The 12,319-nt window shown below is 66.0% G+C and carries 10 protein-coding genes; 2 read left to right on the top strand and 8 right to left on the bottom strand.

Annotated features, from left to right (window positions below; translation table 11 throughout):
• Positions 1–116: 116 nt before the first annotated feature.
• Genes gatB through FJZ36_03165 form a run of 5 tightly spaced genes read right to left on the bottom strand, consistent with a single transcriptional unit; the run spans position 117 to position 6,152 of the window.
• On the bottom strand, positions 117–1,559 hold the full coding sequence (gatB, locus tag FJZ36_03185; protein MBM3213902.1) for an Asp-tRNA(Asn)/Glu-tRNA(Gln) amidotransferase subunit GatB: 1,443 nt from the start codon (positions 1,557–1,559) through the stop codon (positions 117–119).
• A 39-nt stretch (positions 1,560–1,598) separates the two neighbouring features.
• Positions 1,599–2,096, bottom strand: a complete 498-nt coding sequence (locus tag FJZ36_03180) for a hypothetical protein (GenBank protein ID MBM3213901.1) — start codon at positions 2,094–2,096, stop codon at positions 1,599–1,601.
• Positions 2,093–3,577 (bottom strand): Asp-tRNA(Asn)/Glu-tRNA(Gln) amidotransferase subunit GatA, encoded by a 1,485-nt coding sequence (gene gatA / locus FJZ36_03175; GenBank protein MBM3213900.1) that lies wholly within the window; start codon positions 3,575–3,577, stop codon positions 2,093–2,095. Before gatA ends, FJZ36_03180 begins: the two co-directional genes overlap by 4 nt.
• 17 nt (positions 3,578–3,594) lie before the next feature.
• A complete protein-coding gene (gene gatC, locus FJZ36_03170; protein ID MBM3213899.1) occupies positions 3,595–3,885 on the bottom strand; it encodes an Asp-tRNA(Asn)/Glu-tRNA(Gln) amidotransferase subunit GatC in 291 nt (96 codons plus the stop codon).
• Positions 3,886–3,902: 17 nt separating this feature from the next.
• The gene (locus FJZ36_03165; GenBank protein ID MBM3213898.1) at positions 3,903–6,152 is read right to left on the bottom strand and encodes an ATP-dependent DNA helicase PcrA; all 2,250 of its coding nucleotides are present in this window, start codon (positions 6,150–6,152) and stop codon (positions 3,903–3,905) included.
• Between the two features lie 254 nt (positions 6,153–6,406).
• Here FJZ36_03165 and FJZ36_03160 point away from each other — a divergent pair, with 254 nt between their 5' ends.
• Positions 6,407–7,195 carry a phytanoyl-CoA dioxygenase family protein gene (locus FJZ36_03160; protein MBM3213897.1) on the top strand — a complete coding sequence of 263 codons (789 nt, stop codon included), beginning with the start codon at positions 6,407–6,409 and terminating at the stop codon, positions 7,193–7,195.
• Between the two features lie 48 nt (positions 7,196–7,243).
• Here the strand turns inward: FJZ36_03160 and FJZ36_03155 are convergent, their stop codons facing one another.
• From FJZ36_03155 to ruvX, 3 genes are all read right to left on the bottom strand, one after another.
• The gene (locus FJZ36_03155) at positions 7,244–8,458 is read right to left on the bottom strand and encodes a 1-acyl-sn-glycerol-3-phosphate acyltransferase (GenBank protein ID MBM3213896.1); all 1,215 of its coding nucleotides are present in this window, start codon (positions 8,456–8,458) and stop codon (positions 7,244–7,246) included.
• Between the two features lie 133 nt (positions 8,459–8,591).
• Positions 8,592–9,173 (bottom strand): hypothetical protein, encoded by a 582-nt coding sequence (locus FJZ36_03150; GenBank protein ID MBM3213895.1) that lies wholly within the window; start codon positions 9,171–9,173, stop codon positions 8,592–8,594.
• A 142-nt stretch (positions 9,174–9,315) separates the two neighbouring features.
• Positions 9,316–9,786 carry a Holliday junction resolvase RuvX gene (gene ruvX / locus FJZ36_03145; protein MBM3213894.1) on the bottom strand — a complete coding sequence of 157 codons (471 nt, stop codon included), beginning with the start codon at positions 9,784–9,786 and terminating at the stop codon, positions 9,316–9,318.
• 62 nt (positions 9,787–9,848) lie between these two features.
• On the opposite strand from ruvX, the gene FJZ36_03140 reads away from it, so the two are divergent.
• The gene (locus tag FJZ36_03140) at positions 9,849–12,317 is read left to right on the top strand and encodes a hypothetical protein (GenBank protein ID MBM3213893.1); all 2,469 of its coding nucleotides are present in this window, start codon (positions 9,849–9,851) and stop codon (positions 12,315–12,317) included.
• Positions 12,318–12,319: the final 2 nt, after the last annotated feature.

Genomic DNA, 12,319 nt, shown 5'->3' with positions numbered 1-12,319 from the left:
CTCTTCGCGCGACATGCCCATCAAGTCGGTTCGCTCGCCGTCGATAGCGGTTCCCGTCATCGCGAGATCGGTCGTCTGCTCAGATGCCATCGGTGAGCTCTTGCCCACGGGGCCCATCACGCTCCGCCGCCGCTGAGAAGGGCTCGCAGGCGCTCGTTGATCCGCTGCGGGTTCGCCTTCCCGCGCGACAGCTTCATCACCTGTCCGACGAGGAACCCCAGCGCCTTATCCTTGCCGCCCCTGAAGTCGGAGACGGGACCCGGGTTCTCCTCGATGGCTTGCGTGACCCACGCGTCGAGCGAGGTCGTGTCCGACACTTGCACGAGACCCTGTTCCTCGATGATCCGCTCCGGAGCCTTTCCGGTCGAGACCATCTGCTCGAGAACCGTCTTGGCGATCTTGCCGCTGATCGTCCCGTCGGCGATGAGGCGGATCATCGACGCCAGCGCTTCGGGTCGGACGGACGTCTCCTCGACGGTCTGCCCGGCGTCGCGCAGCAGGGCAGTGAAGTCGCCCATGATCCAGTTGCTCGCTGCCTTCGGATCGCCGCTCTCGCGCGCGACCTGCTCGTAGTAGCCCGCGAGGGGGCGTTCCGCCGTGAGAACGCCGGCGTCGTAGTCGGGGATGCCGTACTCAGCCACGAACCGGTTTCGACGAGCGCGTGGAAGCTCAGGCAGTCGGCTGCGCACGTCCTCGACCCACGCCGAATCGACTTCCATGGGAACCAGGTCGGGCTCGGGGAAGTAGCGGTAGTCGTGAGCTTCTTCTTTGCCGCGCATGGCGCGCGTCGTGCCAGAGTCCACGTCGAAGAGGCGCGTCTCCTGGACGACCTTGCCGCCAGCTTGGAGGATCTCGCGCTGCCGGACGATCTCGTGTTCCAGCGCCGCCTGGACGAATCGGAAGGAGTTCATGTTCTTGAGCTCGGCGCGGGTGCCCAGCTCGGATTCCCCGACGGGACGCAGCGAGATATTCGCGTCGCAGCGGTAAGAGCCCTCGTCCATGTTGCAGTCGCTGACGCCGAGGTATTCGAGGATCTCCTTGACGGCGCGCCAGTAGGCGATGGCTTCGGCTGGCGAGCGCAGGTCGGGCTCGCCGACGATCTCGATGAGCGGCACGCCCGCGCGGTTGAAGTCCACCCAGCTCGCGTCTGCCAATCCCTCCGCGTGGACGAGCTTGCCGGCGTCCTCTTCGAGGTGGACGCGCCGGATGCGGCAGAACCGCTCCTCGTCGTCGACGTCGAACGCGATGCCGCCGTCGAGGCAGAGGGGCAGATCGTACTGCGAAATCTGGTAGCCCTTGGGCAGGTCGGGGTAGAAGTAGTGCTTGCGGTCGAACTTGCTGTACGGGGCGATGGAGCAGCCGAGGGCGAGCCCCGCCATGACGGCGTATTCGAACGCGGTCTCGTTGAGAACCGGAAGAACGCCCGGAAGCCCCAACGTGATGGGATCGACGCGGGTGTTCGGTTCGCCGCCGAACTGGTTCGCGGAGTAGGTGAACAGCTTGCTCTGCGTCCGCAGCTCCGCGTGTATCTCGATGCCGATGACGACTTCGTAGTCCATACCCACCCGTTTGCCTCGCCGAGGCTTCTAGGACGTCAGTCAGCTTCCGCCTTCGGGGACGTTCGGGACGCGCAGCAGCCGTCCGAAGAGACGGCTCTTGATCGTCAGGAAGGTTCCCAGCACGGCGAAAAGACCCGCCAGCGCCCAGACGGAATGCCAGTTGCTCCGCATCAGGCTCCACAGCGATTCGCCGCCGAGCATCGTTTGCGCCTGCTGGAGCGCGATGGAGCGGTCGATCGAGTGCTGCTCCGCCAGTTGGTCAGCCAGATGTCCTGCGGTGTTCCACTTGGCGTTGAGGATGAACGTCAGCGCGATCCCGAGGATGGCGGCGATCCCAGCCGGCACGATGCTGCCCCATCCCCTCGACTTCGTGACGTAGAGGACGACCGCGCCGCACAGGATGCCCATGAGGAAGACGCCTCCGGGGAACACGCCCCGATTGGTCGCCAGCAGACGCGCCAGGAGCAGCGCTCCGCCGACGGCGGGAGCGAGCGCCGCCAACGCGCCGAACCACTGCCGCATCGACGATTCGTTCATGCGGAACCTTCCCCAAGCCTCGGTCGGCGCGTATGGTAGTCGGTCGATTGCTCGAACGCAAACGCCGCGCGCAGCAACGACGGCTCATCGAACGGCTTCGCGAGAACCTGCACGCCGATCGGCAGGCTCCCGGACGTGGACCCACAGGGGATCGAGATACCGGGGATGCCTGCCAGGTTCGCCGAGATCGTGAAGATGTCGGACAGGTACATCTGGAGCGGGTCGTCGGTCTTTTCGCCCAGCCCGAACGCCGCCGTCGGCGACGTCGGCGTGACGATGAGATCGAACCGCTCGAACGCCTCGTCGAAGTCGCGTTTGACGAGCGTGCGGACCTTCTGCGCCTTGAGGTAGTAGGCGTCGTAGTAGCCGGAGCTGAGAGCGTAGGTTCCCAGCATGATACGCCGCTTCACTTCGGGACCGAAGCCCTGGCTCCGCGTCTTGCGGTACATGTCGATCAGTCCGCGCGCGTCATCGGCGCGGAACCCGTAGCGCACGCCGTCGTACCGCGCGAGGTTCGAGCTCGCCTCCGCCGTGGCGACGATGTAGTAGACGGCGACGGCATACTCCGTGTGCGGCAGGGAGCACTCCTCGACCTCGGCTCCCAACGCCTCGAACTGGCGAACCGCCGCGCGGACGGAAGCCTCGACCTCCGGGTCCATCCCGTCGATGAAGTACTCGCGCGGGATACCGATCCGCAAGCCCTTCACGTCGGGGATGAGCGATTGCGTGTAGTCGGGAACCGGCAGATCGGCAGACGTGGAATCGTAGGGGTCGTGCCCGCTGATGGCTCCGAGCATGAGCGCCGTGTCGGTGACATTGCGCGCGAAGGGCCCGATCTGGTCGAGCGACGAGGCGAAGGCGATCAGCCCGAACCGGGAGACGCGCCCGTAGGTGGGCTTCATCCCGACGATGCCGCAGAGCGACGCCGGCTGGCGAATCGACCCGCCCGTATCCGATCCGAGCGTCAACGCCGCCATGCCCGATGCGACGGCGGCGGCGGAACCCCCGCTGGAGCCGCCCGGAGCGCGCGTGCGATCCCACGGGTTCCGCACCACGCCGAACGCCGAGTTCTCGTTGGATGAGCCCATCGCGAACTCGTCCATGTTCAGCTTGCCGACCAGCACGGCGCGCTGCGCCTTCAGCTTGGCGACGACGGTGGCGTCGTACGGGGCGATGAAGGACTCCAGGATCTTCGAGGCGCAGGTCGTTCGGACGCCCTCGACGCAGAGGATGTCCTTTAGTCCGACGGGAACGCCCGCCAGCGGCGGTAGGCTCTCGCCTCTGCCGATCCGCGCATCGACGTCTCTCGCCGTCGCCAGCGCGGAGTCCTCCATGAGGGTCAGATAGGCGTTGATATCGCCGTTCGCGCTGCGGATGCGGCTCAGGACGGACTCGGTCACTTCGACAGCGGACGCCTGCCGCGAGCGGATCAGGTCGCCGATCTCATGCGCCGTGCGGTCGCAAAGGGCATCGGATGGCATACGCTCGGTTCTCGCAATCACTCGATGACGCGGGGCACTTCGTAGTGACCCTCGGACTCTTCGGGCGCGATGGCAAGCGCCGCCTCACGGGACATGGACGCCGCCGCTTCGTCGCGCCGGACGACATTGCGGATGGGCAGCACGTGCGACGTCGGCGGCACGTCGTTCGTGTCGAGCTCGTTCAGTTTTTCGATGTAGGCGAGGATGCGGCTGAGCTGTTCCGTGAGCTGGCTCGTCTCTTCGTCGGACAGCTCGAGTCGCGCCAGTTGGGCGACGTACTCGACGTCCTGCGTCGTGATGCGGGACAATCCAGCCTCCTTCTCAGTCAGAGCGGGCGCAGCTTGGCGAACTCGGCGAGGAGCGACTTCACGGTTCCGTCGTCGAACTCGACCTCGACGCGCAGATCGGCTCCCTGGCCCTCGACGCGAAGCACCTTCCCGCTCCCGAACTTCGCGTGGGCGACGCGCCGGTGCTTCCGAAGGAAATCATACTGCGAGGAAGCCGTCTGGGGCTCCGGATCGAAGCGCGAGACGGACTTCGTCGGTGCGGGTGGAGCCTTCGGCGCAGGTGTTCCCGTCATCGCGGCGGAGAGCAGTCGTCGCGCCTCCTCCGGGCTGGGTCTGCGTCCGAAACCGCGCGGCGCGAAGCCGGTCGGCGTCCACGGTTCCACCTCTTCGAGCAGATCGGCTGGCACTTCGTCCAGGAACCGCGACCGAAGCGTCTCCTGCTGGAACCCCTGCACGCGCCGGACGCGGGCGCGCGACAGGTGGAGCTCCTGCATCGCGCGGGTCATGCCGACGTAGCAGAGGCGGCGCTCCTCCTCGAGCTCCGCTTCGCTGTTCATCGCGCGTTGATGCGGGAACAAGCCCTCTTCGAGTCCCGACAGAAAGACGCAGGGGAATTCGAGCCCCTTCGCGCCGTGGAGCGTCATCAGCGTGACGCGGTCGGGGGCTTCCTCCATGCCGTCCACGTCCGTCGCCAGCGTGATCGTCTCCAAGAACCCCTCCAGCGACGGGTTCTCCTCGTGTTCGGCGTAGTCCGCCGCCGCCGAGACGAACTCGGAGAGGTTCTCGATGCGCCCTTCGGCTTCGATGGTGTTCTGCTCTTGGAGGCTCTTCAGGTAGCCGCTCACGTCGATGGCGCTTTCGATGATCTGCGGCACGGAGCCGTCGAGCTGGATCGACCGGAGAACCGTCAGGAACCCGGCGAGACTGCGCCGCGCTCCGGCGTTGAGCGTCTCGATCTCCTCGGCGCGTTCGACGGCTTCCATGAGCGTCAGATCGTTCGCCTCGGCGAACTCCTGGACCCGGTCGAGGGTCGTCTTGCCGATGCCGCGTGTCGGCGTGTTGATGATGCGCTGGAGGCTGATGTTGTCGCGCGGGTTCACCAGTACGCGCAGGTAGGAGATGATGTCCTTCACCTCCATCCGCTCGTAGAACTTCACGCCGCCGACGATCTGATACGGGATGTTCTCCCGCCGCAGGGCGTCTTCGAAGTTCCGCGACATGGCGTTGATGCGGTAGAAGATGGCGCAGTCGCCGTAGGGCTTGCCGTCGCTCTTCATCGCGCGGAGGGTGCGGCAGACGTACTCGGCCTCCTGCCGCTCATCCTCGGCGTCGAAGTAACGGAGGAGGGCTCCTTCGGGGTTCTGTGTGTAGAGCTCCTTGCCGCGCCGCCGCCGGTTGAACCGGACGACGTTCTGCGCCGCCGAGAGGATGTTCCCGGTGCTCCGATAGTTCTGCCCCAGCGAGATAACGGTCGTCTTCCGGTAGTCGCGCTCGAAGTCCAGGATGTTCTGGATGTCCGCGCCGCGCCACGAATAGATGCTCTGGTCGTCGTCTCCGACGACGCAGATGTTCTCGTGCTGCTCCGCCAACATGCGCGTCAGTAGGTACTGGCTATGGTTGGTGTCCTGGTACTCATCCACGTGGATATAGAGGAACCGGTGCTGGTATTCCGACAGAACGCCCGGATGCTCCTGGAACAAGCGGATGGCGAGCAGGATGAGGTCGTCGAAGTCGAGCGCGTTGGTGACGCGGAGTTGCTTCTGGTAGGTCTCGTAGAACTCGGCGCAGCGTTGCTCGAAGTAGTTCGCTGAGTTGGCAACCTCTTGGGGTCCGAGCATTTGGTTCTTGGCTCGGCTGATGGTTCCCAGGACGTCGCGCGGGCGGAACCGGTTCTCATCGACCTGGTGGGACCGCAGGACGTGCTTCATCAGCGCGACCTGATCGACGTCATCGAAGATCGTGAACGTCGGCGTGTAGCCGTCGAGCCGCGCGATGTCGCGGCGCAGAATCTGCACGCAGGTCGAGTGGAACGTCCGCGCCCAGATGCTTCGGCTCTGGGGACCCACGAGCGTTTCGAGGCGATGCTTGAGCTCTCCGGCGGCTTTGTTCGTGAAGGTGACCGCCAGGATTCGCGTGGGAGGGACGCCCTTCTCGTGGATCAGATAGGCGATCCGGTGAGTCAGGACGCGCGTCTTGCCGCTCCCAGCGCCAGCGAGCAGCAACAGCGGGCCCTCCGTATGGAGCACCGCCTCCCGCTGCGGCTCGTTCAGGTTCGCTAGGATGTCCATAGAGCTTCTGGGCAGAGGAACGCGCGGACGGGCATAACCACGCCTCGATGGTAGCACACGCCGAGGCGGCGCGTGAAGCCGCGCTCAGTCGGCTCGCGCATGCAACGGCGAGTCCGGGCCCTCACGGAGAGGAAGCAGACGGAACCCCTTCTCCCCGCAGGGAGAAGGTTGGGATGAGGGCGCGCATTGATACGACCGCCCCGAGCCGGTAAGATGCCGCCCGAACCCACGGTGACACAACGGAGGCTTGCCAGATGCTGACGCCCGCGCAGCGGTTCCACTTCGACGTCAACGGGTTCGTCGTCGTTCCCAGCCTGTTCGATGCGGACGAAACGGCAGCCGCGCGAGCCGTCCTCGACCGGATGCTCGTCGACGAGCAACTCAACGAGCATCGCGCCTGGGTTCGCGCCAAGAACGACCACCACACGCACTTCGGACCCATGATCGAGTACGACCCCGTGCTCCTCGACATCGCCGCGCACGAGAAGGTGCTGCCGATGCTCGAAGACCTCGTCGGCGGCGAAGTGCGGCTCGAGGAGACCGAAGCCATCGTGAACCGCCGCAACCCGAACGCCAGCGCCGAAGAGCTCGCCAAGCGACGGTTCCGCCCGACGGGATTCCATCGCGGCATCTCGCCAGAAGTGAGCTCGTTCGCCCGCGACGGCAAGCACCACTATCTGTGGGTCAAGACGCTCATGCTGCTCTCGGACGTTGGACCCGACGACGGCGGAACCGTCATGATACGCGGGAGCCATCGTCTGCCGCATGCCGTCGGAGACGTGCGGGAGTGGTGGGACGACTCGCACGTTGCGCAGGCGGAGGGCCCGGCGGGCTCGGTTCTCTTCATGGCGGAATCGACCATCCACTCGACGGCGCAGATCCGGTCGGATCGAACGCGTTACGTCCTCATCAACGGCTACACGCCACCGTGGACGCAGGCATGGCCCCAGTATGACCCCAGTCCGGAGTGGGTCGAGAAGCAGACGCCGGAGATGCGGCGGTTCCTGCTGGGAGAGAGCCGCTACTCGTGGGGAGTGCGGTAGCCTCTCGGTCGGTTCGACCGACGTCCAGCCGCGCGGCTGCATCGACGCCTACGGTTCGGCGATGAGCCGTTCGACGGCGTTCTCCAACGCCATCGTCACGTCGCGGATGGCGGCGCGCTTGTCTGCCGCGTAGGCGTCCCGATAGGCATCGAGGCGGATGGGCTCGCCGACCCGGACGCGACCTGTCCTCGGCACGAGGCTCTTCGGCGACCCGTAGACCTCTTCCTCGATGAGCCAGAGGGTCTCGAAGAACGTCTCCGTCCGCATGGAACGCTCGACGGCGAGCGCATCGAAGGCGTGGAATGCGCAGACGCGCTTGATCGCGTCAGTGAAGGTCGCGAACGTCCGCGACCGACGTTCCCGCAAGTCGTGGGCGTAGCGGCTAGGCGTGCCCAGCTCTGCGTAGACCTCATCGTCCAACCGGTTGCGCAGGGCGCGCGCTCGGTCGAGGATCGTTGCGCTCGACCGGGGTTCCATGCCGAAGAAGTGCTCCATCTGTTCGAGAATGCCCGAACGAAGCCGCGCGACTCGTTCGGTCAAGGGAGCCTCGGACTCGGCCTCTCCGTAATACGTCGTTTCCAGCACATCGAGCAGGTGGCGACCGATGGCGCGGAACCGTTCCAGGGGTTCCTCGCGCGAGACGCTGCCCAGCAGGTCGCGTTCGAGCCCGGCAAGCCCGTCGCGGAGCTGTTCCTCGTGGGCTGAGTCGATCTCGTACCGGATGCCGGTCGGTACGAGAAGCACGTCGGAGCCCTTCCCGGTGGTGATCCGGTCTTCGAGCCCCCAGAACGAGAGCGTCGTGACACCGGTCTCGAAGGGCGTCACCGCGCCGGGACGATGCGAGAGCTCCCCTTCGGGAAAGATGACCAGCGGTCGGGAACCGTCGGCGATCAGCGCTCGGGTCGCGCGGAACGATGCGCGGTCGGCGGTTCCCCGCACGACCGAGTAGGAGCCCGCCTGCTGCATGACCCACCCGCGCCATCGCCCGCCGCCCAGTTCGGTGAACGACTCTCGCGCCGCGAGGAAGAAGAAGGGCCGTCGCAGGCGCGACGATAGGGCGAACATGAGGTACGGGTCGTCGTGGTTGCAGTGGTTCGGGAGGAGCACGACGCTGTGCGGGAGCGCCGCTCGAAGGCGTTCGAGGTCGTCCGCATCGACGTTCAGGCGCAGGCCCTTCCTCGAGCCTCGCAGGATCGCGCCGTTGAACGCGCTCAGGAGGCGGTACCCGGCCGTGCTGTGTTTCGGCGGAATGAAGCTGAGCATCGGGCTACGGCTCCCCAGTGGGACGACGGCAACCGAGAGCCTATCATGGCGAACGCGGCATCGCCACGAGCCCGCCGACAGCGCGCCGGTTCACGCCGGGCTCAAGCGATATCCGTGAGGACTTCGGTAGAGGTCAGTCTGCCGAGGAGGGTTCAGCTCGCCGCCGTCGGATCGCCTGCCAACCGAGAGAAGCCGCGACGACCGCCATGATCCCAAGCGTGATCCATCCCAGCGGCACCCGCTCGACGAAAGTGCGGAATCGGTCGCCGAGGATGTACGCCGGCACGCCGAACACGGCGAGATGGAAGAGCGTCCCGACCGTGCTCAAGAGGACAAATCGCGCGTATCCCCTACCCATGTGCCCGAAGGCGAACGGGACGTAGAGTCCAAGTCCGCCGAGGAACCTTCCAAAGAGCATCCACGTCTTCGGACGCCTGCCCATCACGGACGTCGCGGCTTCGGCGCCGCGTGCGAACCACTGGGCGAGCCGCATGCCGCCCGCATCGCGCCCGTTCATCGACCTGCCCATCCAGTAGACGGCGTGTTCCCACATCAGGACGGATGCCGTCGCCGTGGCGAATAGCACGTAGGGATCGATGCCCTTGCCGCTGGCGGCGACCATGGCGAGCACGAAGACGTTGGGAATCGCTGAGTGATCCACCGTCGTCACGAGGAAGACCGGCGCAAGGATCGCCAGCGTGCGCAGTGCGGGCAATGGATGTGCCTTCGGGGACGGAGTGAGACCGACGCGCCGATGATGCCACGCGCGCTGTGGTTCGGCAACCGGTGAGTCCGCGTCCTGACCTTCTCCCTGAAGGCTCCCTGCAAGGAGAAGGGGTTCGGTTCTGCCCCTGCGGTTACTCTCCGTCCTCGGGCGGGAGCGATGGGACCGGGCTGGCGAGATAGGACTCGAGGATGATCGCCGCCGAGACTTCGTCCAGGCGCGCCTTGACGCGCTCTCGTTCCTTCTTGCTGGGGGCTTGACGCCTGCCCGTTCTGGAGGGCTTCCGCAACACGCGCGACGCTTCGGTCGTCGTCAGCCGCTCGTCCCAAAGCACGACGGGAACCTCGGTGGCAGCCTTGAGCTGCTGCACAAAGACGAGCACCTTCTCCGCCTGAATCCCGATGCTGTTGTCGAGCATCTTCGGCAGACCGACGACGATCCGAACGGCATCGTGCTCAGCGGCGATGCGGACGATCTCGCGACAGGCGGCGCGGTCGCTGCTTCGCTCGATGGTCGTCAGCGGCGTCGCCAGCATGCCGAGCGCATCCGACTTGGCGACGCCGATCCGCTTGTCGCCGACGTCGAGTCCAAGAAGAATGGGCATGGAGTCTCCCAGCCAAACGCGGAGTCGCGCTTCCGAATCCGGTTGCCTACGGTTCCCGGCACATGTTACAAGGGTCTCCGCCGCGTTGTCGCCGGGGACGCAACCGCGAGCCGTCGGAGACGTCCTTGTTCCGCCGCGCCATTCCCGCGATCGCACTGCTGCTCGCCATCGTCGCATCGGCGCCTGCCGCGCTGCCGATTCGCTCCGGCGTTCGGACGTGGGACGACAACCTCCCGCTCGATACCGGCGAGCGCCCAAGCCAACTGCTGCTCGACCTGAGCGGTGTCTGGTCGTTCCGTCCCGACCCGAAGGACGAAGGACTCGACGCGCGTTGGCAGGAGCCCGAGTCGTGGACCGGCGACCATGCCGGCGTCCCGTTTCGCGTTCCGGGAGTATGGAACGAAGGGCAGGAAGTCGGTGTTCAGCCGAACTACAACGGCGCTGGCTGGTTCCGCCGAACGTTCGATCTGCCCGACGCATGGTATGACAGTACACTCGAACTCCGCTTCATGGCGGTCTACCTCGTCGCAACCGTGTGGCTCAACGGCGTCGAGCTCGGATCACATCGAGGCGGCTACACGGCGTTCTCGTTCGACGTGTCGGCGGCGGTCGCGCATGGGACCAATACGATCATCGTCCGCGTCGACAACACACCGAAGCCCAGCCAAGCGCCCCATCATTCGATCGACTGGTGGAACACGGGCGGCATCACGCGCGAGGTCTACCTGGTCAAGCGCGAGCTACCTACTGTGGAACGGCTCTCCATCCGCGCATCGCTCAACCCCACAACGGCGACGATGACCATCGGATTCGGGCGCGGCGTGCCGCGAGCCGTCCGCATCGCTGTCGCGGACGCCAGCCTGGAGCACTCCTACACGTTCGAGCTGGACGATTCGATCCTCTCGCTGCGGCGGTCGGCGTCGCTGGAGGTCGAACTGGAGCTCCCCATACCCGATGCGTTGCCCTGGTCGCCGGAGTCGCCGAATCTCTACATCGCCAAGGTGTCGTGGCAAGGCGAGGACGACGACTGGAACGTCGCCTGGGAGCGGTTCGGGTTCCGCGAAGTGCGCGCGGTCGGCTCCGAGGTTCACCTGAACGGCTCCCCGGTGTGGCTCCAGGGCATGGCGTTCCACCAGGACTATCCGGGGATGGGCAGCGCGGGAACGCGGGAAGCCCAGCGCGCCGATCTGCTCATGTGCAAGCAGCTCGGCTGTAACTTCGTCCGGCTGGGACACTACCCGTTCCACCCGGATTCGCTCGACCTGTGCGATGAGATGGGGCTGCTCGTCTGGTCGGAGATACCCGTTTGGCAGAACCCGGCGTCCGATCTGGGCGATCCGGGGTTCAACGACCACTGGGTCTATCCGCAGCTTCGGGAGATGCTGAACCAGTTGGGGAACCATCCGTCGATCATCGTCTGGAGCGTCGGCAACGAGTTCAGCCAGGCGTGGCTCTCGCGCGGGCAGCGCGAAGACGACCGGATCATCGACTACGTGCGCCGGACGACGGCGTGGGTCCGCGAACGGGACTCCAGCCGCCTCGTCTCGTACGCTTCGGCGGCGTCCACGGGTGTCGGCACGTGGGAGTTCCTCGACGTCATCGGCAAGCCGCTGCACTACGGCTGGTTCCACTCCGCAGATGTGTACGACCTCCGCCGGGAAGTGGACATGGTCCGCGAGGCGATACCCGACAAGCCGATCCTGTGCGTCGAGCTCGCCGGCATGTCCTACACGGATCGGTTCGCGCCGTACGGAGCCGACGAGCGCCACTCGCTCGAATACCACGACAAGCTGCTTCGGGTCGATCTGCAGTCGCTGATGTCGCGTCGGAGCTTCGTCGTCGGAACGACCGTGTGGACGCTCCGCGACCTCAAAGGCGGTCGCGAGATCGGCACCTATGGGCTCTTCACACGCGACTGGAAGCCGAAGTACCTCTACGACACGGTGAAGCGGCTCTACGCGCCGGGACCTCGCGTCCTGATCCACGAGCCGGCGACGCGCGTCCGGGCAGGTCAGACGTTCGACGTGTCGCTGGAGCTCTTCGGGGCAGAACCGGATGGAGCCCGGCTGGGCGGGCTCGACTGGTTCATCTTGTCGGAGCAGGGCGTCGTGGAGCGAGGAGAGCTCCCGGTTCCCACGCCGACTGGGTCGGTCACAGCCATCGGCAGCGTCCGCTGGGAACCGCCGAAGAACGCGCGCGGATTCCACCTGCTGGTGGTGAATCTGCGCAGTGCCGACGGTTCCCTCGTGATGATGAACGACCTGCCGTTCGACGTCGTCCGATCCGACGACGACAAGGGCGAGACGCCGGCGCATCTCTGGGTGGACGCCGACGCGGAGGGCGTGCGGGTGACCGTCGCCGGGATCGTCAAGACGACGGACGCGCTGGGCAAGGTTCCGTTCGTGCTGCCGGGCGGGACGTATGACGTGCGCTGGGAGACTCCCGATGGGTCGTCCGGCACGATGCGATCCAAGGTTCGGAAGGGCTCTGAGACGACGGCGACGGTGGGGCCCGCAGCGGGGAGGAACTAGCA

Source organism: Candidatus Poribacteria bacterium (assembly GCA_016866785.1).
Lineage (GTDB): Bacteria > Poribacteria > WGA-4E.
Note: the sequence above shows the minus strand (reverse complement) of the source record. Positions and strands in the feature narration are given on the sequence as shown.